20 protein-coding genes and 1 pseudogene are annotated in these 22,765 nt (G+C 74.0%); 7 read left to right on the top strand and 14 right to left on the bottom strand.

Annotated features, from left to right (window positions below; translation table 11 throughout):
* Positions 1-83: 83 nt before the first annotated feature.
* A complete protein-coding gene (locus ABZ801_RS05480; protein WP_360693226.1) occupies positions 84-1,280 on the top strand; it encodes an acyl-CoA dehydrogenase family protein in 1,197 nt (398 codons plus the stop codon).
* A 28-nt stretch (positions 1,281-1,308) separates the two neighbouring features.
* Here the strand turns inward: ABZ801_RS05480 and ABZ801_RS05475 are convergent, their stop codons facing one another.
* The 7 genes from ABZ801_RS05475 to ABZ801_RS05445 form a co-directional block, all read right to left on the bottom strand.
* Positions 1,309-1,860 (bottom strand): GAF domain-containing protein, encoded by a 552-nt coding sequence (locus ABZ801_RS05475; protein ID WP_360693223.1) that lies wholly within the window; start codon positions 1,858-1,860, stop codon positions 1,309-1,311.
* Positions 1,861-1,894: 34 nt separating this feature from the next.
* Positions 1,895-2,482 (bottom strand): ATP/GTP-binding protein, encoded by a 588-nt coding sequence (locus tag ABZ801_RS05470; protein ID WP_344951794.1) that lies wholly within the window; start codon positions 2,480-2,482, stop codon positions 1,895-1,897.
* On the bottom strand, positions 2,460-2,834 hold the full coding sequence (locus ABZ801_RS05465; RefSeq protein ID WP_344951791.1) for a DUF742 domain-containing protein: 375 nt from the start codon (positions 2,832-2,834) through the stop codon (positions 2,460-2,462). Before ABZ801_RS05465 ends, ABZ801_RS05470 begins: the two co-directional genes overlap by 23 nt.
* Positions 2,835-2,837: 3 nt before the next feature.
* On the bottom strand, positions 2,838-3,275 hold the full coding sequence (locus ABZ801_RS05460) for a roadblock/LC7 domain-containing protein (protein WP_344951789.1): 438 nt from the start codon (positions 3,273-3,275) through the stop codon (positions 2,838-2,840).
* A gap of 50 nt (positions 3,276-3,325) precedes the next feature.
* The gene (locus tag ABZ801_RS05455) at positions 3,326-4,996 is read right to left on the bottom strand and encodes an ATP-binding protein (RefSeq protein ID WP_360693218.1); all 1,671 of its coding nucleotides are present in this window, start codon (positions 4,994-4,996) and stop codon (positions 3,326-3,328) included.
* Positions 4,997-5,203: 207 nt separating this feature from the next.
* The gene (locus tag ABZ801_RS05450; protein ID WP_344951783.1) at positions 5,204-5,950 is read right to left on the bottom strand and encodes a hypothetical protein; all 747 of its coding nucleotides are present in this window, start codon (positions 5,948-5,950) and stop codon (positions 5,204-5,206) included.
* Between the two features lie 5 nt (positions 5,951-5,955).
* Entirely contained in the window at positions 5,956-6,708 is a 753-nt protein-coding gene (locus tag ABZ801_RS05445; protein ID WP_344951780.1) for an FCD domain-containing protein, read from the bottom strand.
* 214 nt (positions 6,709-6,922) lie between these two features.
* Here ABZ801_RS05445 and ABZ801_RS05440 point away from each other — a divergent pair, with 214 nt between their 5' ends.
* From ABZ801_RS05440 to ABZ801_RS05425, 4 genes are read left to right on the top strand one after another with little or no spacing between them, the layout of a single operon-like run.
* Positions 6,923-8,533 carry an APC family permease gene (locus tag ABZ801_RS05440; protein WP_360693214.1) on the top strand — a complete coding sequence of 537 codons (1,611 nt, stop codon included), beginning with the start codon at positions 6,923-6,925 and terminating at the stop codon, positions 8,531-8,533.
* A 14-nt stretch (positions 8,534-8,547) separates the two neighbouring features.
* Entirely contained in the window at positions 8,548-9,726 is a 1,179-nt protein-coding gene (locus ABZ801_RS05435; protein WP_360693211.1) for a cytochrome P450, read from the top strand.
* 14 nt (positions 9,727-9,740) lie between these two features.
* Complete coding sequence (locus tag ABZ801_RS05430) at positions 9,741-11,168, top strand: glutamine synthetase family protein (protein WP_344951771.1); 1,428 nt, start codon at positions 9,741-9,743, stop codon at positions 11,166-11,168.
* The gene (locus ABZ801_RS05425; RefSeq protein WP_344951769.1) at positions 11,165-11,872 is read left to right on the top strand and encodes an ABC transporter substrate-binding protein; all 708 of its coding nucleotides are present in this window, start codon (positions 11,165-11,167) and stop codon (positions 11,870-11,872) included. Before ABZ801_RS05430 ends, ABZ801_RS05425 begins: the two co-directional genes overlap by 4 nt.
* Positions 11,873-11,966: 94 nt before the next feature.
* Here the strand turns inward: ABZ801_RS05425 and ABZ801_RS05420 are convergent, their stop codons facing one another.
* Both ABZ801_RS05420 and ABZ801_RS05415 read right to left on the bottom strand, forming a co-directional pair.
* Positions 11,967-13,427, bottom strand: coding sequence for an aldehyde dehydrogenase family protein (locus ABZ801_RS05420; RefSeq protein ID WP_344951765.1), 1,461 nt, complete (start codon positions 13,425-13,427; stop codon positions 11,967-11,969).
* A gap of 100 nt (positions 13,428-13,527) precedes the next feature.
* Positions 13,528-14,688, bottom strand: coding sequence for an MFS transporter (locus tag ABZ801_RS05415; protein ID WP_360693207.1), 1,161 nt, complete (start codon positions 14,686-14,688; stop codon positions 13,528-13,530).
* Positions 14,689-14,740: 52 nt separating this feature from the next.
* Here ABZ801_RS05415 and ABZ801_RS05410 point away from each other — a divergent pair, with 52 nt between their 5' ends.
* Positions 14,741-15,943 carry an ROK family transcriptional regulator gene (locus ABZ801_RS05410; protein WP_360693205.1) on the top strand — a complete coding sequence of 401 codons (1,203 nt, stop codon included), beginning with the start codon at positions 14,741-14,743 and terminating at the stop codon, positions 15,941-15,943.
* Between the two features lie 10 nt (positions 15,944-15,953).
* Here the strand turns inward: ABZ801_RS05410 and ABZ801_RS05405 are convergent, their stop codons facing one another.
* From ABZ801_RS05405 to ABZ801_RS05395, 3 genes are all read right to left on the bottom strand, one after another.
* Positions 15,954-17,111, bottom strand: coding sequence for an epoxide hydrolase (locus ABZ801_RS05405; RefSeq protein ID WP_360693202.1), 1,158 nt, complete (start codon positions 17,109-17,111; stop codon positions 15,954-15,956).
* Positions 17,108-19,336 (bottom strand): HAD-IA family hydrolase, encoded by a 2,229-nt coding sequence (locus ABZ801_RS05400; RefSeq protein ID WP_360693199.1) that lies wholly within the window; start codon positions 19,334-19,336, stop codon positions 17,108-17,110. Before ABZ801_RS05400 ends, ABZ801_RS05405 begins: the two co-directional genes overlap by 4 nt.
* A 187-nt stretch (positions 19,337-19,523) precedes the next feature.
* Positions 19,524-20,399 (bottom strand): SDR family NAD(P)-dependent oxidoreductase, encoded by an 876-nt coding sequence (locus tag ABZ801_RS05395; RefSeq protein ID WP_360693196.1) that lies wholly within the window; start codon positions 20,397-20,399, stop codon positions 19,524-19,526.
* 87 nt (positions 20,400-20,486) lie between these two features.
* On the opposite strand from ABZ801_RS05395, the gene ABZ801_RS05390 reads away from it, so the two are divergent.
* Positions 20,487-21,095, top strand: a complete 609-nt coding sequence (locus ABZ801_RS05390; RefSeq protein WP_344951748.1) for a TetR family transcriptional regulator — start codon at positions 20,487-20,489, stop codon at positions 21,093-21,095.
* A gap of 113 nt (positions 21,096-21,208) precedes the next feature.
* Here the strand turns inward: ABZ801_RS05390 and ABZ801_RS05385 are convergent.
* Together ABZ801_RS05385 and ABZ801_RS05380 are read right to left on the bottom strand one after the other, a co-directional pair.
* Positions 21,209-22,295: pseudogene (locus tag ABZ801_RS05385) on the bottom strand (IS110 family transposase).
* A 226-nt stretch (positions 22,296-22,521) separates the two neighbouring features.
* On the bottom strand, positions 22,522-22,716 hold the full coding sequence (locus ABZ801_RS05380; RefSeq protein WP_360693193.1) for a hypothetical protein: 195 nt from the start codon (positions 22,714-22,716) through the stop codon (positions 22,522-22,524).
* Positions 22,717-22,765: the final 49 nt, after the last annotated feature.

Here is a 22,765-nt window from a genome sequence, read left to right as displayed (position 1 = left end):
ATGTGACATAGCAGTCACTGTGCGTAGCTGTATAGTCTGGGGCGTCCAAATTCGGGGGCTCAGACGACGGTGAGGAGATCCGCATGGTGACTCCGTTCACCACGGAGCGTCACGAGCGGCTACGGCGGCAGGTCAGGGAGTTCGCGGAGGCCGAGGTGCGGCCCCGCGTCCCGGAGATGGAGGAGTCCCGTACCGTCCAGCACCGCCTCGCCCGGCTGATCGCCCGGCAGGGCTGGATCGGCGCGACGATCACCCGCCGCTACGGCGGCATGGGTCAGGGGCACCTCGCCAAGACCATCATCATCGAGGAGCTGTCGCGGGTCAGCGCCGCCATGGGCGCCATGGTGCAGGCCTCCCAGCTGGGCGTGGCCAAGATCGTGCACTTCGGCAGCGAGGAGCAGAAGAAGACCTGGCTGCCGGCGATCGCGGCGGGTGAGTGCCTGCCCACCATCGCGGTGACCGAACCGGAGTCCGGCGGCCACGTCCTCGGCATGACCTCCAGCGCCGTCCGCGACGGCGACGACTACGTCCTCAACGGCCGCAAGGTGTACGTCGGCAACAGCCACGTCGGCGACCTGCACGGCGTGGTGGTGCGCACCGGACCCGGCTCGGACGGGCTGTCGGCGTTCCTGGTGGAGGCCGACCGGCCCGGGCTGACCGTCGGCCCGCACCGTCCCGCCATGGGCCTGCACGGCTTCGGCTTCGGCGAGCTGCGCTTCGACGGCTGCCGCGTCCCGGCCGCCAACCGGCTCGGCGCCGAGGGCGACGGCCTGCACGTGGCGTACTCCTCCAGCGTTCTGTACGGGCGTCCCAACCTGACCGCGGTGTCCCTGGGCATCCACCGCGCCGTCGTCGAGGACACCGGCGCGTTCACCGCCCGCCGGCACCGCTACGGCAGGCCGCTGGCCGAGCTGCCGTCCGTCAAGCTGAAGCTGGGACGGATGCAGTCGCGGCTGATGACCGCCCGGGTCGCCGCCTACCACGCCGTCCATCTGCTGGACCGGGGCGAGCCGTGCGACGCCGAGCTGATGAACGCCAAGCTCGTCAACGTCGAGCACGCCATCGACAGTGCCCGCGACGCGATGGAGGTGCACGCCGCGTGCGGGTTGTTCACCGACCGGCCCGTCGAACGGTACCTGCGCGACGCCTTCCACATCTTCGCGCCCGCCGGGACGTCCGAGGTGCAGCTGCTGCGGCTCGGCGAGGTGGCGCTCGGCACGGCCAAGGGGCAGTGGTCGCGCCGCTTCGCCGCCCCGCAGGACGCCGACGCCCTCGCCTGAGCGCCCGCCGGCGCGGGCGGCGCCGGGATCAGCCGGTGGCCAGGTCCTCGCGACGGTGGATCAGCTTCACCATCTCCGCAGCCCGCGCCTTGATCAGCTCCAGCCCGGGACGGCCCCACGGCCGCGGCTCCCGGTCCACCACGCAGATCGTGCCGAGCGCGACCCCGGAACGGTCGATCAGCGGCGCGCCCATGTACGAGCGGATGCCGATCGTGTCGACCACCGGGTTCCCGGCGAACCGCGGGTAGTCGCACACGTCGTCCAGCACCAGCGGCAGCCGCCGGACGACCACGTGCGGGCACCAGCCGTGGTCGCGGGCCATCTCCCGGCCCACCTCGATCGGCTCGCCGACCGCCGACACCGCCTCGGCGTCGGGCGCCACGTACAGCCCGGCGAAGAACTGGCGCCGCTCGTCGATGAAGTTGACCATCGCGAACGGGGCGCCGGTGACCCGGGCCAGGTCGTGGGCGAACGCGTCGAACTCGGGGTCGGGCACGTCACCGAGCCGAAGCTCGCGCAGCCGCAGCACACGGCGCGGCGCCTCCTCGTCGACGGGCGTCAGCAGTCGTTCGTAGAACATGGCAGGGGGCTCCTCGCACATCGGGGGGATCGGACTAGACGGGACGGGACGACAGCGCGCGGGCGAGCAGGTGACGCACCAGCGCCACCAGCACCGACGTGGCCGAACGCGCGACACGGGCGTCGCACGGCACCACCGGCACGTCCGGGCCGAGGCGCAGCGCCGACCGCACCTCCTCGGGGTCGTAGCGGAACGCCCCCTCGAACTCGTTGATCGCGACCAGGAACGGGATGCCGCGGCGCTCGAAGAAGTCCACCGCCTCGAACGAGGCGGTCAGCCGCCGGGTGTCCACCAGCACCACCGCGCCCAGCGCGCCGTTGGACAGCTCGTTCCACAGGAACCAGAACCGCTCCTGCCCGGGCGTGCCGAAGAGGTACAGCACGTGCCGCGCGTCCACGGTGATGCGGCCGAAGTCGAACGCCACCGTGGTGGTGGACTTGCCGGCCACGCCCGCCAGGCTGTCGGTGCCGACGCTCGCCGCGGTGATCAGCTCCTCGGTGCTCAGCGGGGTGATCTCGCTGACCGCGCCGATGAAGGTCGTCTTGCCCACGCCGAACCCGCCGGCGACCAGCACCTTGACCGCCGCGGGGAACTCGTCGTCACAGGCGTTGCCGCAGGCCATCGAGAAGCGCCTCCAAGACGATGGGGTCGGACGGATCGGCCGCCGCGCCCGGATGCCGGGTCTGCACGGCGCCGTGGTCGATCAGGTCGGCCACCAGCACCTTCGCCACCGCCACCGGCAGCCGCAGGTGCGCGGCGAGCTCGGCCACCGGGACCGGCGCGCGGCGGCACAGCTCCAGGATCCGGGCGTGCTCGGGGCCGTGCCGCGGCGCCGCCTCCCGCCCGGTCGCCTTCACCAGCGACAGCAGGTCCAGCGGATGGGCGGGACGGGTGCGCCCGCCGCTCACCTGGTACGGGCGCACCAGCCGCCCGGCGTCGCCGTCCAGCCACGGCTCCTGCCCCGAGACGGCCATGGGTCACCGGACCGGGGGACGCGCGGCGCCCGCGGCCGTCTCCCGCGCCGGGGTGGCCAGGAACGGGCGGACGCTCTTGATCAGCTGGGCCATCTCGTAGCCGAGGACGCCCGCGTCCGCCTCCCGGCCGGCCAGCACCGCCAGCACCGAGCCGAACCCGGCCGAGGAGACGAACAGCAGCGCCTCCTCCAGTTCGGCCACCACCTGGCGCACCAGGTCGCCGCCGCCGAACTCGGCGCCGGCGCTGCGGGCCAGCGAGATCAGCCCGGAGGCGATGGCCGCCATCCGCTCGGCGCCGTCCTGGTCCAGCCCGTGCGCGGCCCTGGTCAGCCCGTCGGACGACAGCAGCACGGCGCTGCGGGTGTGGCGCACCCGCTGGACCAGATCGCTCAGCAGCCAGGTCAGATCCGATCCCTGGCTCGGGGGCACAGCGCTCACCATGATGGAAGGACACTCCTTTGCCGCGTGGGACGCACGCTTCGGCGGGACGGTCAGCTGGGCGTGCCGGGAGGGCCGGCGGGGACGCCGGGGTCGTGGCCGCCGTCCTCCCGTTCGGCGCGCCTGACGCCGCCGCGGAACGCCGCCATGAGGCCGGGGGAGTGCAGCGGCCCGTCCTCCTCGCGCCTCGGCGCGGGCGCCTCGCGCAGCTGCGGCGCCAGATGCGTCTGCGCCTCGCGCGCGGGCAGCGGCGGCCGCTCGGCGTGATCGACGGGAGGGGCCGGGGAGGCGGAATCGGCGGCGGAAGGCCGGTGCGGGACGTCCGGCGGCGCCGCGCCAGCACCGCCGGACGCCGTCTCCGCACCCGGACCGCCCGCGTGCGCGACGGGGACGGCCGGGACCTCGCGCGCCGTCTCGCGCGTCGGCGAGGAGTACCGCGGCTCCACCGGACGCGCGGCGGGCGCCGGGGCCGGGGGCGCGCCCGGCGCGCCCGCCGGCGGGGCCGGTGCCGGGGTGGGTGTCGGGGCCGGGGCCGGAATCGCCGCCGGGGTCTCGCGCGGCGCCGAGGCGACCAGCTCGTTCGGCAGGACGGCGACGGCCTGGGTGCCGCCGAAGACGTTGCTGCGCAGCCGCACCCGCACCCCGTGCCGGCGGGCCAGCGCGGCGACCACGAACAGGCCGATGCGGCCGTCGCGCAGCAGCTCGTCGACGCTGACCCGGTCGGGGTCGGCCAGCAGCTCGTTCATCCGGCGCTGCTCGGCGGCCGCCATGCCGAGGCCGCGGTCCTCCACCTCGACCGCCAGCCCGGCGGTGACCCGCTCGGTGCGCAGCAGCACGTGGGTGTGCGGCGGGGAGAACCGGGTGGCGTTCTCGATCAGCTCGGCCACCAGGTGGATCACGTCGGCGACCGCGTCGCCGCGCAGCGCCCCCAGCACCGGCGGCACGACCTTGACCCGCGGGTACTGCTCCACCTCGGCGACCGACGAGCGCAGCACCTCGTACATGTCCACCGGACGGGTCCACTGCCGCCGGGACGACGCGCCGCCGAGCACCGCCAGGCTCTCGGACTGGCGGCGCATCCGGGTGGCCAGGTGGTCGACGGTGAACAGGCCCTTGAGCAGCTCGGGGTCCTCCACCCGGGCCTCCAGCTCGTCCAGCAGCCCGATCTCGCGGTGCACCAGCGACTGCATCCGCCGCGCCACGTTGACGAACACCTCCACCTGCCGGTCGGCCCCGGTGCCGGACGTCAGGCTCGCCGCCCGCACGACCGCCTCGCGCGCCGCGTGCCGTTCCCGGTGCAGGTCCAGCGCGAGCAGCGTGAACGGGTCGGCGTCGGCGGCCTCGGCGGGCGGCGGGGCCACGCGGCGCGGCGTGGGGCGTTCGCCGTTCTCCAGCCGGGTCATCAGCGCCCGCAGGTCGGCTCGGCCGTGGGCGCTCAGCGCGCGCAGCGCGTCCACCCGCTGCCGGACGCGGCGCGCGGCGTCGCGGGCCCCGTACACGGTCGCGGCCAGCAGCACGACGGTGCCCGTGCCCGCCATGGCCAGCACCACCCGGGTGCCGGTGGCCGACGGGTCGGCCACCACCAGCAGCACCGCCGTCACCCACGCGAGCAGCGCCATCGCGGCCGTGGGCAGCACCAGCAGCCACGGCTGCACCGCGGTCGCGGTGCCCGTCGCGGTATCCGTCGCGATACCTCCGGGGTGCTGATGCGGCGGGCCGGACATGGGCATCCTCCACACACGGGGGCCGATGGGCGACATACAGTAGCGAATTCATCGCGCACGGGAAGGGAGATGATGCGATTTCGGCCTGGAAAATCCGGCGCGCAAATAATGATCAAGAAAAATGGCGCCGAAATGGTCGCTGCAACTTTCGTGGATGGCGCCGTTTATATCCGGATAATGCGGCAATTGCCGCCAATCCGGGCGAGGTCAGGGAATCGTCACCAGGAAGAAGGGCAGCCGGCCGCAGCGGGCCAGCAGGCGCTCGCCGTCCTCGGCGACCTCGCCTCCTCCGGCCTCCCGGACGGCCTCCGGCGCGAGGCCGCGCAGCAGGGCGCCGGTCACGTGGCGGGCCGACTTGGACACGATGATCCGCCCCTGCGCGTTGACCAGCACGGCGCCGGGCGGCATCAGCGGCAGCACCGAGCCCTCCAGGCGGCGCACGAACAGGTCCGCGCCGGTGATGCCCAGGAACCGCGCCCCGTCGAGCACGGGCGTGGACATCGTGAGGATGTACTGGTCGGTTCCGTAGTAGTCGACGTACGGGCCGTGCACGTGGGCGCGGCCGGTGTCGCGCGGCACCGTGAACCAGCCGTGCCGCGTGTAGTCGTAGAACCCGGGGCGGGCCGGGTCCAGCTCGACGACCAGGCGTTCGGGCACGTCGGAATCCCCGGTCGTCTGCCACCATTCCAGCCACATCGGCGCGTCCGCCAGCACGTCGGGCGCGGCGACGAACCCGGACCCGCTCACCAGCACCGCGTGCCGTGCGATCAGCGCCACCGCGTCCTCGCGCAGCGGCGCCACGGTTCTGCGGTCGGGCCGGTCGGCCGCGCGGATCAGCGCCGCGGCGCGGGCGCCCAAGCCCTCCACCGCGTCCAGCACCGCGTCGAAGACGTCGCCGACCCGCCGGCTCGCGGCGGCTGCCCGCGCCAGCGCCTGCGCCGATGCCTGCGTCACCGCTCTCACCGTCCCATCAGGTTGAGGTGCAGCTCGATGAGCCGCTCGATGGCCTCGGTCACGTGTTCGCGGGCCAGCCGCGCGGCGTGCTCGCCCTCGCCCGCCCCGATCGCCCCGGCGATCCGGTGGTGCTGCTCGGCCATCCGGCCGCCGACGGCGGCGTCGGCGCCCGGCAGCCACAGCAGCGGGCCGATCTCGGTCTGCATGGCGATCTCGGCGCGGGTCAGCCGGGCCGAGTGGGCCGCCGCGGCCACCTCGACGTGGAAGCGGCCGTCGGTGCGGTGCCGCCGGTCGGGGTCCTCGGCGGCGGCGAACGCCTCGGCGGCGTCCGTCAGGCGCCGCACGTCCTCGGGTGAGGCGCGGTCGGCGGCCAGCAGGGCGGCGCCGGCGGCCAGCGAGGCGTAGTGGTCGCCGAGGTCGCGCAGGTCCTCCACGGACAGCTCGCGCAGCCGTTCGCGCCGGTGGGTCGCGGTCTCGCGGGGCGACGGCCCGCGCACGAAGCTGCCGCCGCCCCGGCCGCGGCGGGTGACGATCAGCCCCTGGCGGCGCAGCTCGCCGAGCGCCTCGCGGACCGTGGCGATGGCCACGCCGAGCTGGTCGGCCAGGTCGGCCTCGCTGGGCAGCTGCTCGCCGTCGGCCAGCAGCCCGAGACAGATCGCGTCGGCCAGCCGCCGCGTGATCAGCTCGGCCCGGCCCAGGCTGTCCAGCGGCGTGAACACGGCGAGCCGGGTGATCGCGGACGCGTCCGGCGCGGGCATGGCGGCGGCCCCTTGTCAACAAACATCTGGTCCCGTAAGTTTTCGGCAGATGCTACTGCAGGGCATCAGCCGACGTCAGCTTCCCAGGACAGGCGCCGCACCGGGATCCGTTCCGCCGATCCAGCCGCCCCGTTCTCCGCCGCGTACCCCGCGGCGGGGTGTCTCGTCCGGCCCTACAGCTCGGCCGCCGCCTTCCCATGAGGGAGAGTCTGCCGTGTCCTCCACATCCCCCAGTGACGCAGTTCCGCACCGACCCCCCACCTCCGAATCCCCCACCTTCGAACCCCCGACATCCGACCCCTCGGCGCCGAACCCCTCGGCGTCCCGACCCCCGGCGTCCGACGACGACGCCCGCCTGGCCGCCCTCGGCTACACGTCGCGCTTCCGCCGCGACATGAGCCTGTGGGCCAACTTCTCGCTCGGTTTCACCTACCTGTCGCCCGTGGTGGGCGTGTACGCGCTGTTCGCGTTCTCGCTGGCCACCGGCGGCCCCCCGATGATCTGGAGCTTCCTGGTCGCCGGGCTCGGCCAGCTGCTGGTCGCGCTGGTGTTCGGCGAGATCGTCTCCCAGTACCCGGTCAGCGGCGGCCTGTACCCGTGGGCGCGCCGCCTGTGGGGCCGCCGCTGGGCGTGGCTGAGCGGCTGGGTCTACCTGATCGCGCTGCTGGTCACCATCGCCAGCGTCGCCTACGGCGCCGGGCCGTACGCCGCCTCGCTGCTGGGCGTGCGGCCGACCGCGAACAACACGATCGCCTGCGCGCTGGTGATCCTGGTGATCGCCACCGTCATCAACTTCTCCGGCACCCGCACCCTGGCCCGCGCCGCCATTATCGGGTTCACCGCCGAGCTGGTCGGCGCGCTGGCGGTCGGCGGCTGGCTGCTGCTCACCGAGCGGCACCACGGCCTCGGCGCGCTGTTCGACGACTTCGGCGCGGCGGGCGGCGGCTCGTACGCGGCGGCCTTCCTGGCGGCCGGGCTCATCGGGGTGTTCCAGTACTACGGGTTCGAGGCGTGCGGCGACGTCGCCGAGGAGGTCCGCGACCCGGCGCGCCGCATCCCCCGGGCGATGCGCATGACGATCTACGTCGGCGGGGCCGCGGCCACGTTCGTCGCGCTGGCGCTGGTGCTGTCGGTCGCCGACGTCGGCGCGGTGATCTCCGGCGCCGACCCCGACCCGGTCACCACCTCGCTGACCGCCGCGTTCGGGTCGGCCGGGACGAAGGTCGTGCTCGGCATCGTGCTGATCTCGTTCGTGTCCTGCGCGATGAGCCTGCAGGCAGCCGCGTCCCGCCTGCTGTACGCATACGCCCGGGACGACATGATCGCAGGCAGCGGCGTGCTGCGGCGGGTGTCGGCCACCCGGCACGTGCCGCCGTACGCGCTGCTGGTGGCGGGCGTGGTGCCCGCGCTGGTGGTGCTGGGCTCCAAGCTGTCCGCGGACGCCCTGACGAAGATCATCTCGTTCGCGTCGCTGGGCATCTACCTCGCCTTCCAGATGGTGGTGCTGGCGGCGCTGCGGGCCCGGCTGAAGGGCTGGCGTCCGGCCGGGCCGTTCACGCTCGGCCGGTGGGGCCTGGCGGTGAACGCGGCCGCGCTGGTGTACGGGGTGTCGGCGATGGTCAACATGGCCTGGCCGCGCACCCCCGACGCGCCCTGGTACGACAACTGGATCGTCGCGCTGTCCGGTGCGGTCGTCGTCTCCGTGGGCCTGGCCTACATGGCGCTGACCCGCCACTACGGACGCGGCGACGCGCCCGCGGGCGACGCCGTCCCCGCCACCGCGACAGCCGCCGTCGATCCGCGTCCGCGGACGGCCTCAACCTGAAAGGGGGTGCCCCGGTGTACTTCGACATCGCCGACCCGTCGTTCTCCGTGCAGTCCGAACTGGTGCGGCAGGCGCGTGAGCGGGACTGGTACGCCGAGACCAGCTACGGCATCGCCGTGCTGCGCTACGAGGAGACCCGCGAGCTGCTGCGCCATCCCAAGCTGCGGCAGGGCAGCGTGCGGTGGCCCGCGCACCACGGCATCACCAGCGGCCCGTTCGCCGACTGGTGGTCGAACTGGGTGCTCAACAAGGAGGGCCAGGACCACCACCGGCTGCGCCGCCTGCTGAACCCCGCGTTCTCCCGCCGGCTCGTCGACGGGCTGGTGCCGCGCTTCCAGGCCCTGGCCGCCGAGCTGGTCGACGGGTTCGCGGAACCGGACCGCTGCGAGTTCGTGTCCGAGTTCGCCTCCCCCTACGCCGCCCGCGTCATCGCGATCATGCTGGGGCTGCCGGAGGAGGAGTGGCCGGTCATCGCCCGCGACTCGGGCACGATCGGGCTGGCCATGAACGTCACCATCCGCGACGACCTGCCCGCGATCGAGGCCGCGCTGGACCGGCTCTACGGCTACGTGGACGAGGTCGTCGCCAAGCGCCGCCACGACCCCCACGACGACTTCGTCACCGCGCTGCTGCGGGCCCGCGACGACGAGGACCGGCTCACCGAGACCGAGCTGCGCGACTCCCTCGTCCTGCTGATCTTCGGCGGGTACGACACGACGCGCAACCAGCTCGGCCTGGCCATGCAGACCTTCATGGACCATCCCGCGCAGTGGCGGCTGCTGGCCGAGCGTCCCGAGCTGGGCGGCGCGGCCGTGGAGGAGGTCATGCGGGTCAACCCCACCACCACGTGGGTGACCCGGGAGGCGCTGGAGGACTTCACCTTCCAGGGCCTGGACATCGCCGCGGGCACCACCCTGCACCTGTTCACCGAGTCGTCCGGCACCGACCCGCGCGCCGTCCCGGACGGCGACCGGTTCGACATCACCGCCGAACGCCCCCCGCATTTCGGGTTCGGCGGCGGCATCCACTACTGCCTTGGCCACCTGGTCGCCCGCTGCGACATGAGCCAGGCCCTGCCGCTGCTGGCGCGCCGCATGCGCGACCCGCGTCCCGGCGACGGGGCGCGGTGGATGCCGCGCAGCGGCAACACCGGCCCGATCGAGCTGCCCGTCACCTTCACGCCCGCCCCCTGAGGAGATCCGCACAGATGCCCGTGACCCACGATTCCGACGTCCCGCAGGAGCCGGCGGCGACGGGGATCACTCCGCTGGACGAGCACCGCGAGCGCAACGCCGACGAGGCGGCGGTACGCGAGATCGTCGGCCAGATCCAGCAGACCGGGGTGGAGTTCGTCTACTACCAGACCGTCTCGCTGACCGGGCGGGTGCTCGGCAAGGTCGTCCCCGCCCGGCACCTGCACCGCAACCTGGAACGCGGCGTGAACATGCACCGCACCGCCGTCGCCGACCTGCAGGTCACCCGCGAGGGCGCCCTGCTCGGCGGCGGGACGCAGGCGCCCGAGTTCACCGCGCTGCCCGACCTGGACACCTTCGCCGTGCTGCCCTGGGACCGCACGGTCGCCCGGTTCTTCTGCCAGGTGTACGAGCCCGAGCACCTGCCCGAGGTCGGCGGACGCCACCTTGCGCACGACGCGCGCGGCAACCTCAAGCGCGTGCACGCCGCGTTCACCGAGCGGACGGGCCTGCACCTGCGCACCGGCTGCGAACCGGAGATGAGCTGGCTGGGGGAGGGCCTGAAGGTGCGGGTGCGGCCAGGGTCCAGCCCGTCCTACCACGCCGACTGCCTGGAGCTGATGCGCCCGATCTACCAGCGGGTCATCCGGTACGCCCAGCAGCTCGGCTTCGACATGGTGGAGGGCGACTACGAGGACCCGGGCCAGCTGGAGCTGAACTGGAACTTCGACCACGCCGACCGCACCGCCGACCGGCTGGTCACCTACCGGCAGATCTGCCGCCAGGTGGCGCGCGAGCTGGGCGTCACCGCCAGCTTCATGCCCAAGCCGTTCACCGGGATGATGGGCAACGGCTGCCACCACAACTTCAGCGTGTGGCGCGGCGAGGAGAACGTGCTCGCCGACCCGGCCGTCCGCGAGCTGCACCTCACCGAGACGGGACGGCACGTCCTGGGCGGCGTCCTCGCCCACGCCGCGGGATCGATGGCGCTGATGGGGCCCACCGTCAACTCCTACAAGCGGTACTGGGACGTGGGGCAGTTCGCGCCCGCCCAGATCAACTGGGGGATGGACAACAAGACCTGCACGGTGCGGCTGTCGGCCAACGGGCGGCTGGAGTGCAAGCTGCCCGACGCCAGCGTCAACCCGTACCTGTCGCACGCCGCCCTGATCGCCGCGATCCAGGACGGCCTCGACAACGGCATCGACCCGGGCGAACCGCACTCGGGCGACAGCACCGACGCCTCGGTCTCGAAGTTCGGGCCGCTGCCGCTCACCCTCGGCGACGCCCTGAACGCCTTCGCCGCCGACGAGGTCGTCCGCTCCAGCATGCCGGAGGAGATGGCCGAGCTGTACCTGGCGCTCAAGCACGACGAGTGGGCGCGGTTCTGCGGCGCCGTCACCGACTGGGAGCGCGACATGTACACCGAGGCGCTGCCGTGACCGCCGCCGAGCCGCTGCGCCTGGCCTGCATCGACGCGCACGCGCCGCCGCTGTTCACGCGCAGCCCCGACGGCGTGACGCGGCAGGGCTACGAACCGGACGCCGCCGCGCTGGTCGCCGCGGTGCTGGGCCGCCCGCTGGAGTGGGCGTTCCTGCCGTGGGCCGAGATGGTCCCCGCCGTCCAGGCCCACGAGGTGGACGGCATCTGGTGCGGCCAGGGCATCACCGAGCGGCGGCGCCGCCATGTCGACTTCACCCGCCCGTACGCGGTCTTCGACGAGTCGGTGCTGACGCGGCGCGGCGCGGGCGTGACGGCCCCCGGCGACCTGCGGGGGCGCCGGGTCGCCGCGATCGCCGGGAGCACGAACATGGCGCTGGCCGAGACGTTCCCCGGCGCGGTCACCGTGCCGTTCGACGGCGGCACCGACGACGTGTTCGGCGACATGCTGGACGCGCTGCGCCGCGGCGAGGTCGACGCCGTCGTCGACGACGACGTGGTGTTCGCCCCGCTCGGCGCCGACCCAGCCTTCGAGGTCGCGTTCACCGTGCCGACCGGCAACCGGTGGGGCGTGGCCGTCGCCAAGGACCGTCCCGACACGCTGCGGCGGATCGACGGCGCGCTCGCGGCGGTGATCGCCGACGGGCGGCTGGAGAAGGCGTGGCGGACCTGGATCCCCGCCCTGCCCTTCCCGCTGAGGGAGTGACCCGCGCGCGGCCCGGGCCACGGGGGCGCCTGGGCCGCGAACGGCGCCGGACCGCCGCCTTCCCTGAAAGGCCGCGGCCGCTCGCGAACGGGGGTCAGAACGGGTAGTGGGCGTGCTGCGTGGCGACCGTGACCCAGCGGGTGTTGGTGAACGCCTCGATGCCCCACCGTCCGCCGAACCGCCCGTACCCGGACGCCTTGAACCCGCCGAACGGGGCCTGCGGCTCGTCGGCCACCGACTGGTCGTTGACGTGCACGATGCCGGTGTGGATGCGCCGGGCCACCCTCAGCCCGTGCGTGGCGTTCTCGGTGATGATGCCGGCGGTGAGGCCGTTGTCGGTGTCGTTGGCCAGCGCCACGGCCTCGTCGTCGGTGGCGAAGGTGTCGACCACGCAGACCGGGCCGAACGCCTCGGCGTAGTACAGGTCGGCGTCCTTGGGCACGTCGGTCAGCACGGTCGCCGGGTGCACCGCGCCGTCCGGCTCGCCGCCGCCGGTCAGCACCCGGGCGCCCTTGCCGACCGCGTCGCGGACCAGGGCCGCCACGCGGCGCGCCGCGTCCGCCGAGATCAGCGGGCCGATGACGGTGGTGGGGTCGGCGGGGGTGCCGGACGGCAGCCCCGCCACCTTCGCGGTGAACCTGGCGGTGAACTCCTCGGCCAGCGACTCGTGCACCAGCACCCGGTCGCCGGACATGCAGATCTGCCCGGCGTTCATGAACACCCCGAACGCGGCGGCGTCGACGGCGTAGTCCACGTCGGCGTCGTCCAGCACGATGATGGCGTTCTTGCCGCCCAGCTCCAGCACCGCGGGCTTGAGGTGACGGGCCGCCTTCTCGCCGATGATCCGGCCCACGTTCGTCGAACCGGTGAAGTTGACCGCGCGCACCCGCGGGTCGGCGATGAGCGCGTCGGCGACCGCGGCGGCGTCGGCCGGGTCGTTGCTGACCACGTTGAGCGCCCCGTCCGGCAGCCCGGCGTCGCGCAGCACGTCGGCCACGAAGTATCCGCAGGCCAGCGGGGCGTCCTCACTGGGCTTGAGCACCACCGCGTTGCCCGCCGCCAGCGCCGCCGCCACCGCCCGCACGCCCAGGATGATGGGGGCGTTCCACGGGGAGAACGCGGCGACCACGCCGACCGGCTCGCGCACCGCCAGCCCGAGCGCGCCCTCCTCCTGCGCCGACAGCACCTCGCCGCGCGGTGCGGTGATCGCGGCGGCGGCCTCGCGCAGGATGCCGGCGGCCAGCGCGACGTTGAAGTGCGCCCACGGCCGGGTGCCGCCCACCTCGCCGGCCATCAGGTCGGCGGCCTGCTCGCCGCGCTCCTCCAGCAGGTCGGCGGCCCTGAGGAAGATCGCCCGGCGGGCGAAGGGGGTGACCGCGGCCCAGTCCTCGAACGCGGCCTGCGCGGCGTCGACGGCGAGCGTCACGTCCTCGGGCCCGGCGGCCGCCACGGTCGCGTACGTCTCGCCCGTGTAGGGGGCGACGTCCCGCGTCGTGCGGCCCGAGCGGGCGGGCACGTCCTTGCCTGCGATCAGCAGCTGTCGGGTGAGGGTCATGCTGCTCCAGCATTGTGCTCAGGGCCACGACCGCGAAGCCCGCTTTTCCGCTCAACGGAAAACCCGGTGAAATCGGGGGAAGATTCCCGCCGCACGGCGCTCACGCCGGTTCGGAACGGCTCGCCGCGTTCCGCGACACCAGCCGCAGGACGCACCGGGTCAGCAGCACCAGGAGCAGTGTCGGCGCGAGCAGGAACGCGGCGCGCATCCCGGACAGGTCGGCGAGCGAGCCCAGCAGCGGCGGGCCCGCGCCGACCGCGACACCCGAGGCCAGCGCGCAGCGCGCGGCGGCGCGCACGGGGCGTTCGGGCCAGGCGGCCAGGGCCTGGCCCAGCGTCACCGGGTAGAGCAGGGCCACGCCGAGGCCGGTGACGAACAGCCCGCCCACGGCGGCGAACGCCGCCGGCACCGCCCAGAACACGGCGAACCCCACGGTGGCCAGGGCGGTGGCGGAGCAGAGCAGGCGCAGGTCGTCGCCCGCGAGCCGGATGGCGCGGGCGACCAGCGCCCGTCCCACGGCCATGCCGAGCACGAATCCCGTGGAGGCGACCGCCGCGCCCCCGGACGGCAGGCCCTTGCCGGTGTGCAGGAAGTCCGCCGCCCAGAACAGCACACAGAACTCGACCGCCACGGCCAGCACCAGATCGACCCACAGAGTGCGGAAGGCGCGTGGCGCGCGTCCGGCGCCGGCGTCGCCGTCCGGTGGGACGACGGCCGGTGCGCGCCCGGGCACCAGCACGACCAGCAGGACGGCGGCCACGGCCACCGGCGGGACGAGGAACCCGGCCCGCCAGCCCAGGCCCTGGCCGAGCACGAACCCGATCACCAGGGGCGCGAGCACCGAGGCCGCGCTGGACACCGCGTTGGCCTCGCCGATCGCGACCGTGCCGCCGTCGGCGTGCGCGGCGCGCAGCTCGGCGGGCACGATCTGCACCAGCCCCGCGCCGCCCAGCCCCAGCAGCACGGCGCCCGCGCCGCCGTCGACGCGGCCGCCGCCGAACGCCAGCAGCGCGCACCCGCCCGCCAGCGCCGCCAGGCACACCGGCAGCGCCGCCGCGCCGAGCCGCCGCACCAGGCGGGGCCCGACCAGCCCCACCACGACCAGGCCCAGCGCGAAGCCCGACGGGTAGAGGGCGGCCTCGCCGCGCGGCAGGTCACGCTCGGCGCGCAGCTCGGGCAGGATCGCGCCGAGCCCGGCCAGCACGTAGCCGAGGCAGCCGAGTGCCGCGTACCGGGTCAGCGTCCCGGTGGTCCTGGTCACCTGACGGCCTCCCCGGGGGGTGGAATATGCTCGTGCCACGAGGATAATCGCCGTGGGCGAGGATGTCACCATGCAGCAGACCGCGCATCGGGCCCGCAGCCAGCGGCGGCAAGGGGCGCTGGCGGTGCTCCGTCACGTCCACGCGCACCCCGCGGCCACCCGGGCCGACGTGGCGCGCGCCCTCGGCCTCAGCAGCGGCTCGGCCACCGAGATCACCGCGCGGCTGAAGGCGGCACGGCTGGTCGCCGAGGCCGACCCGCGTCCCACCGGCGAGCGGGGCCGTCCCTCGCCCGCCCTGGTGGCCCACCCGCGCGGCCCGCTGGTCTGCGTCGTCGACATCGGCCACGAGCACTGGCGCGTGGCGACGGTCGAACTCGGCGGACGCATCGCCGGCCTGGAGTCCGGGCGGCATCCCGACCGCGACGCCGACGCCGTGCTCGACCACCTGCGCGGCAAGGTCGCGGCCGTGCGGCGGCGGTACGGCCCGCGCGTGCGCGCCGTGTCGGTCGCGGTCGCGGGCACGGTACGGGGCGGCACGGTCATGCAGGCATCCGGGATGGGCTGGAGCGAGGTGGACCTGCGGCGGCTGCTGCCCGGCTCCGGCACGCCCCTGCTGGTCGGCAACGACGCGTCCCTGTCCGGGCTGGCCGAGGCCCGGCGCGGCGTCGGCGTCGGCGCCCGCGTGGTGCTGCACCTGACCGTCGAGGTCGGCGTCGGCGGCATCCTCGTCGTGGACGGACGGCCCGTCGACGGCGCGACCGGCGCGGGCGGCGAGTTCGGGCACATGCCGTTCGGCGACCCCGCGCGCGCATGCCCCTGCGGCGCGCACGGCTGCTGGGACCTGGAGGTCGACGGCCGCGCCATGGCGCGGGTGCTCGGCCAGCCCCCGCCGCGCGACCCCCGCACCACCGCCGAACGCACCCTCCGGGCCGCCGCCGGCGGCGACCCGTCCGCCCGCGCCGCCGTGGCCGCCGCCGCCCGCGCGCTGGGACGCGGCGTCGGCGGCCTCGTCAACGCCCTCGACCCCGACGTGGTGAGCCTGTCCGGGCTGGCCATCGAACTGGCCACGACGGCAGCGGACGACCTGAACGCCGGATACCGCGCGGGCCTGATGCGGTTCCGCCGCGCCGACCCGCCGCCGCTGCTGTCGTCGACGCTCGGCCCGCTCAGCCCCGTCACCGGCGCCGCCGAGGCCGCCTTCGACGCCCTGCTCACCGACGAGGGCCTGGAGTCGTGGCTCGCCGACACCGGCTGACCCGCCGGGCTCACCGGACGTGCCGGAAGAAACGGCGGACCTCCTCAACCAGCACGTCCGGTTGCTCCATCGCGGCGAAGTGCCCGCCCCTGTCCGGCTCGCTCCAGTGCCTGATGTCGGTGAAGCGCCGCGCCGCCCAGCGGCGCGACGGCCGGGGCACCTCCCGGGGGAAGACCGAGCAGCCGGTCGGCACCGTCACCGTGTCGGTCGTGGACGCGGTGAACCACTCCGACACCTCGCGGATGCTCTCCCAGTACAGCCGCGCCGCCGACGCCGCCGTGCCGGGCAGCCAGTAGAGCATGACGTTGTCGAGCAGCTCGTCGCGGGTGAACACGTTCTCCGGATGGCCGTCGCAGTCGCTCCACGCCCGGAACTTCTCCACGATCCACGCGCACAGCCCGGCGGGGGAGTCCGCCAGCCCGTACCCGAGCGTCTGCGGCCGGGTGCCCATCTGACCCGAGTAACCCGACTCGTGTTCCCGCGCGCGCTCCAGGTCGGCCAGGGCCGCCCGTTCCGCCTCGGTCAGGTCGCCGAAGGTCGCCGGGTCGGGAGCCGCCAGGGGAGGGACGAGATGGATTCCCGCCACGTGGCCGGGGGCGCGCTGCGCGAGAAGCGTGGAAACGCTCGTCCCCCAGTCATGCCCGAGCGCGCCGTACCGTTCGTACCCGAGGCGCTCCATCAGCACGGCCCAGGCGTCGGCGATGCGCTGCACGCCCCAGCCGGGCCGCTCGGGCTTGTCGCTGTATCCGTAGCCGGGGAGCGACGGGCAGACGACATGGAAGGCGTCGGACGCGTCGCCCCCGTACGCGGCCGGATCGCTGAGCGGCCCGATCACCTTGAGGAACTCCACGACCGACCCCGGCCAGCCGTGCGTGACCAGCAGCGGCAGCGCGTCCGGGCGCGGTGAGCGCACATGCAGGAAGTGGACGCCGACCCCGTCGATGACCGTGCGGAACTGGGGGAGGGCGTTCAGCCGCCGTTCGGTGGCCCGCCAGTCGTAGCCGTCCGCCCAGTAACCGCACAGCTCCTTCAGGTAGTGCAAGGGGACGCCCTGCGACCAGTCGTCGACCGTCTCCGCGTCGGGCCAGCGGCTGCGCCGCAACCGGGAGCGCAGGTCGGCGAGCTGCTCTTCGGACGTCTCGATCCGGAAGGGGACGACCTCGCTCATGGCGCCGGTTCGACGTCGGCCAGCAGGAGCGCTTGCTGGGGTGCCAGGCGCACGCGTCCGGACTGGGGCGCGCCAGGGGTGACGGCGGGATCGTCGGTGTCGAACACGGCCGGGGCCGGGAGATCGAACTCGGGGCCCGCCTCGTCGTCGAGGTTCAGCACCGCCCACAGCCCGCCCCTGCGGTAGACGAGGTAGCCGTCGTCTGGTGACTCGGCGACGAGCTGCGCGACGTCCTCGTCACGCTCGAAGCGCAGATGGGCCCACCGGCGCGCGGCCAGCAGCCTGCGGACGGCGTTCAGATGCGACGACGGCTGCGCCAGCTGCGCCGACACCGTGTCGCCGGGGGAGCGTCCGCCCTCCGGCAGCCAGGGGCGGCCCGTGGTGAATCCCAGACCGGGGCCGGGCGTCCACGGCATCGGCGTCCGGGCGACGTCGCGCCCCTGGTCGGGTTGGGCGGCGCCCAGCGGGTCCTGCCCCTGCCCGGACGGAACGACGCCGTTGCCCAGCCCGAGCTCCTCGCCCTGGTAGAACCACATGGTGCCGGGCAGCACGGCCATGAGCACGTGCAGAGCCAGCGAGCGACGCCGCCCTGGGGTTCCGCCCCCGTACCTGGTGGCGGCGCGCGAACGGTCGTGGTTGCCCTGCACCCACGACAGGCGTGGCGACGCCGCGGCGGCGGCGACGGTGGCGTCATGGACGCGCGCGGGTTCCCACCCCGTCTCCACCAGGCCGAACCAGAACGACGAGTGCAGCCGCTCACCCTCCACGTACGCGGCCAGCCGCACCGGATCCAGTTCGTAGATCTCGCCGACCAGGAACGCGCCGTGCCGGTCGGCCACGCGCCGCCACCGCTCGTGGACGGCGTGCACGTCCGGCTGGTGGATGTCGTACCGGTGGTCCTGCCGGTTCCAGTCGGCCGTCACGCCCCCGAACGACGGCGCCGCGCCGTCGGGCAGCGGCGGGTTGTCCGGCAGTTCGGGATGCTTGACCAGGTAGGCGGCCGTGTCGATGCGGAACCCGTCCAGGCCGAAGGCGAACCAGTGGTCGAGCACCGCGTCGACCTCGTCGGCGACGGCCGGGTTACGCCAGTTCAGGTCGGGCTGCTCGGGCCGGAACAGATGCAGGTAGTACTGGCCGGTCTCCGGGCTGAACGTCCATGCCGGGCCGCCGAAGTGCGACAGCCAGTTGTTGGGCGGGCCGCCGTCCGGCGCCGGGTCGCGCCAGATGTAGTAGTCGCGGTACGGGCCGGTGCGCGACGCCGCCGCGGCCTGGAACCACGGATGCCGGTCGCTGGTGTGGTTGACCACCAGGTCACCGATGACGCGCATGCCACGGGCGTGGGCCGCGTCCAGCAGCTCGCGCAGCGCCGCCTCGCCGCCGTAGCGCTCGTCCACACCCCTCAGGTCGGACACGTCGTAGCCGTGGTCCCGCATCGGCGACGGGAAGAACGGCGTCAGCCACAGCACGTCCACCCCGAGCCCGGCCAGGTGGTCGAGCCGGGCCGTGACGCCGGGCAGGTCGCCCCAGCCGTCGCCGTCGGAGTCGGCGAACGACGGCAGGTACACCTGGTAGCCGACCGCGTCCCGCCACCACGGCCGCCGCCGCGCCCGCGCCATCAAATGCGCGAGCCCGCCGAGGTCGCCGATCCGCAGATCGCCGGGCAGGCCGCGCAACGCCGCCACGGTGGCGCCCGCCGCCCGGCCCGCCTCGATGCCCGGCACGCTGTCCTCGACGACCAGGCAGCGCGCCGGATCGACCCCCAGCAGCTCGGCCGCCCGCAGGTACCCCTCCGGGTCGGGCTTGCCCCGCCGGACGTCCTCGATGGTGATCAGCAACGGCGGCTCGGGCAGGCCCGCCGCGCCCAGCCGCGCCTTGGCCAGCCGCACGTCGGCGCTGGTCACCACCGCCCACGGCAGGTCCCACCGGGCGAGCAGAGCCAGCAGATCGGCCGCGCCCGCGATGGGCACGATGTCGTCCAGGTCGTCGTACTCCAGCGCGATCTGCCGCGCCGCCGACGCGGCGACCGCCTCGTCGTCCAGGTGGGGCAGCAGGCGCCGCACGGTGCGCTCGCCCGGACTGCCGTGCATGATCGCCAGCACGTCCGCGACCGGCACGCCGTGCTCGGCGGCCCACGCGCGCCACGCCCGCTCCACCGCCGCGTCGGAGTCGACCAGCGTGCCGTCCATGTCGAACAGGACCGCCGCCACCTCCGCCAGGTCTCGCATAGGTCCCTCCCGATATTTACTCGCCACACGAGGATAAAACGAGAGGGCCGCCCCAAGGCAAGGGCTCAGTACTTGACGGCGGCCGGCGCCTGCTCCGGCTCGTTCGCCGGCCGCTGTGTACTCGCCGGGCGCCTGCGAGGGCCCGCCTCCCGTCGGCGTCCGATCGCGGCATGGAGGCTCCCATCGCTCACGACGGGGTGAGGCCGGTGAGCCGTTCGCACAGGGACCAGACGGCCTCCTGGCCGCGCTCGTCCAGTGCGCCCGAAGGCCAGGACGTCCGCCGGGCCTTGGCGTCGAAGTACGCGCCCGTGACCCCTTCCACCTCCGGGCTGGACGCCAGATGGACGCTGGACCGCGATGCCTTGGCCAGATCCGACAGCAGCAACGGCCCCACCAGCCTGATGAGCGGCGCGACGGGCCGGTAGGCATAGGGGAACGCGCGCATGGGCGTGGCGCGGTTGCCGGGCGTGTAGGCGTGGCCGGGGTAGGCGACGTTCACGGTCACCCCGTCGTCCCGCAACCGCCCGGCGAACCGGTGGCTCATCGCCATCAGCGCCGTCTTGGCGTGGTTGTAGTGAGCGAACGTCCAGCCGAGGAAGGTCTTCTCGGCCTGCAGGTTGTCCGGGTCGATCGGCCCGCCCGGCATGCCGCCGGTGAGATTGACCACGCGCGCACCGTCCGCCGCGCGCAGCATCGGCAGCAGCAGGCAGGTGAGGGCGTACGGGGCGAGGACATTGACGGCGAACGTCGCCTCGACGCCGTCTCCGGTGAGGTGGCGGCGCGCGTTCATGCCTCCGGCGTTGTTGACCAGCGCGTCGAGGCGGTCGTGCCGTTCGGCCACCTGTCCGGCGAGACGGCGCAGACCGTCCAGGGTGGAGAGGTCCGCGGTGAGAGCCGTGACGCGGCCGGGACCCGCGGCCTCCAGTTCGGCCGCGGCGGTGCGCGCGCGTTCCGGATCCCGTCCGACCAGGAGCACGTGGGCCCCGAGCCGGGCCAGGCCGCGCGCGGTCTCGCGGCCGATCCCCGCTGTGCTTCCGGTGACCAGGGCGGTCTTTCCATGCATCGTCGTCTCCTCACGGCTCGCCGGCTCGCCATGCTATGACACTCAGTGTCATCTATGGCGTTCAGTGCCATAACTTATCCTCGGTGCATGACACGAGCGGAGACGACCGGGCTGCGGGAACGGACACGGCGGGCGGTACGCGCCGAACTGGCGGAGCTGGCACTGGGGTTGTTCGTCGAGCACGGCTACGAACGCACCACCGTGGAGGACATCGCCGCCGCCGCGGGCCTGTCCAAGCGCAGCTTCTTCCGCTACTTCCCGACCAAGGAGGACGTGCTGTTCGGCGACGTCGACGAACTCGCCGACCAGATCGCCGACGCCATCCGGGAACGGCCCGCCGGCGAGGACCCGTGGACGTGCCTGCACCTGGTGCTGCGCGACTGGGAGGGCCGCATCCATGCCGCGCAGCGCGAACTGACCGGCCTGCGCCTGATCGAGACGACCCCGGCGCTGCGGGCCCGCCTCCACCAGAAACGCGACGAACTGCGTGCCCGCATCGCGACGGCCCTGCGGGAACGTCCCGGCTCCACCCTGGACGCCTTCACCGCCGACCTGCTCACCGCGGCCGCCGGAGCCGCCCTCGACGCGGCCGCCCGCGAATGGCTCCGCTCCGACGGCACCGCCGACCGCTCGGCCCTCATCGCCGAAGCCTTCGCCGTGCTGTCCCCTCACCCCGCGAAACCGGCCCCGGCCTGACCCACGAGGACCGCACCGCATCAGCCGCGCCGACGGCGAGCCCCCCGTGATGCACCGGCCCGCGTCCTGTCGGACACGGGCCGCTTGCGTCTCGGGGGATGCTCCTATGGATGTCAAGCGGCGAGTTCAAGATCGTTTGATGTGATGAGTTGATAGAGCTCGCGGGCGATGTAGCGCTTCAGGCAGCGGATGATCTCTTTCTTGGACAGTCCTTGGTTGGTGCGTCGCTCGGCGTAGGCGCGGGTGCGGGGGTCCCAGCGCAGGCGGCACAGCACGATGCGGTAGAGGGCGGCGTTGGCCTGGCGGTCGCCGCCGCGGTTGAGGCGGTGGCGGGTGGTGCGGCCGGAGGAGGCGGGGATCGGGGCGGCGCCGCAGAGCATGGCGAAGGCCGCCTCCGAGCGCAGCCGGTCGTGGTTCTGGCCGGCGGTGACCAGGAGCCGGCCGGCGACGTCGGTGCCGACGCCGTTGGCGGCGGCCAGGCGGGGGTTGATGGCGGCCACCAGGGGCTCCAGGAGCTCGTCGAGGTCGGCGATCTCTTCGGCCAGCCGCTGGTGGCGGCGGGCCAGTGACCGCAGGGCGATCTTGGCGGCGGTGGCCGGGGACGCGGCGCCGGCCCGGTCGGGCCGCAGGGCCGCGCAGGTGGCGATCAGTTCCTTGACGGGCAGGCCGCGCAGCCGTCCGCGCAGCCGTCCGCGCAGGTCGTCGGGGGCGGTGACGACCAGGGCCTTGATCTGGCGCTGGGCGTCGGCGCGCTGATCGACGGCGCTGCGGCGGGCCACCCGCAGGTTCCGCAGCGCCTCGATGCGGCCGTCACGCCGCTTGGGCACACCGGTCCGCTCCCCGGCCAGCGCGGCCTTGGCGGCGGCGATCGCGTCGATCGGGTCGGACTTGCCCTGGAACCGGCGGGCCTTGCGGTCGGGCCGGTCCACCTCGATCACCTGGACGTGCTCGTCGCGCAGCAGCCGGGCCAGCCCGGCCCCGTACACGCCGGTGCCCTCCACACCGACCCGCACCAGGCGCCCGAAGCCGCGCATCCAGGGCCAGCAGATCGGCATACCCGGCCGCCGTGGCGGGGAACTGCTCGGTGCCCAGCACCCGCCCGACCATGTCGATCACGGCCGCGGTGTGAGTGCCGCAGTGGGTGTCGACCCCACCGGCGACCTCGCTGATCGCCGCGTCTTCCGGTGTAATGGGAGGCATCGTCGTCCTGTCGCTCGTCGCTGGGGGCAGGGCGGCACGCACCAGCCGAGCGGACGGACAAGACAGTGATGGGGCCTCTGGCCAGGCTCCTATGAGGTCACCCCGCCACGTCCGGTGAGTGCACATGAGCGTCTCCCGCCGAGGCCGACACATCCCGTTCAAGACCCGAAGTCAGTCAGTCCTAGGGGCAGACCCCGGCGGGAGACGCTCATGAACATCATCACTGTCAGTCCTTGACGACTTCGCCCAACGCGAGCGCCGGACGCACCATGACCACGCAGTAGTCGGCGAGCACCGTGCACGCAGGTGGTGACGCTGTCTTCGTGGTGGACGCACAAAACCCGCTGCGGAAATTAGCGGTCAAGGTGAAGCCGACAGCGAACGCCTCGCGTAGCGTCCGGTGCCCCGAGGTTGCGTCCACGGAGGTGGTGTACGAGTTCGTGCAGGTCAGAGGGCGTGGCGTCGTGAAA

Source organism: Actinomadura sp. NPDC047616 (genome assembly GCF_040642915.1).
In the GTDB taxonomy this organism is placed as follows: Bacteria; Actinomycetota; Actinomycetes; order Streptosporangiales; family Streptosporangiaceae; genus Spirillospora; species Spirillospora miaoliensis.
Note: the sequence above shows the minus strand (reverse complement) of the source record. Positions and strands in the feature narration are given on the sequence as shown.

Coding starts and splice junctions, on each gene's coding strand:
- ABZ801_RS05430 (WP_344951771.1), top strand. CDS start 9,741: ATGCCCGTGACCCACGATTCCGACGTCCCGCAGGAGCCGGCGGCGACG.
- ABZ801_RS05405 (WP_360693202.1), bottom strand. CDS start 17,111: ATGAGCGAGGTCGTCCCCTTCCGGATCGAGACGTCCGAAGAGCAGCTC.
- ABZ801_RS05390 (WP_344951748.1), top strand. CDS start 20,487: ATGACACGAGCGGAGACGACCGGGCTGCGGGAACGGACACGGCGGGCG.
- ABZ801_RS05480 (WP_360693226.1), top strand. CDS start 84: ATGGTGACTCCGTTCACCACGGAGCGTCACGAGCGGCTACGGCGGCAG.
- ABZ801_RS05455 (WP_360693218.1), bottom strand. CDS start 4,996: ATGTCCGGCCCGCCGCATCAGCACCCCGGAGGTATCGCGACGGATACC.
- ABZ801_RS05470 (WP_344951794.1), bottom strand. CDS start 2,482: ATGGCCTGCGGCAACGCCTGTGACGACGAGTTCCCCGCGGCGGTCAAG.
- ABZ801_RS05475 (WP_360693223.1), bottom strand. CDS start 1,860: ATGTTCTACGAACGACTGCTGACGCCCGTCGACGAGGAGGCGCCGCGC.
- ABZ801_RS05445 (WP_344951780.1), bottom strand. CDS start 6,708: ATGCCCGCGCCGGACGCGTCCGCGATCACCCGGCTCGCCGTGTTCACG.
- ABZ801_RS05460 (WP_344951789.1), bottom strand. CDS start 3,275: ATGGTGAGCGCTGTGCCCCCGAGCCAGGGATCGGATCTGACCTGGCTG.
- ABZ801_RS05465 (WP_344951791.1), bottom strand. CDS start 2,834: ATGGCCGTCTCGGGGCAGGAGCCGTGGCTGGACGGCGACGCCGGGCGG.
- ABZ801_RS05395 (WP_360693196.1), bottom strand. CDS start 20,399: ATGCATGGAAAGACCGCCCTGGTCACCGGAAGCACAGCGGGGATCGGC.
- ABZ801_RS05400 (WP_360693199.1), bottom strand. CDS start 19,336: ATGCGAGACCTGGCGGAGGTGGCGGCGGTCCTGTTCGACATGGACGGC.
- ABZ801_RS05420 (WP_344951765.1), bottom strand. CDS start 13,427: ATGACCCTCACCCGACAGCTGCTGATCGCAGGCAAGGACGTGCCCGCC.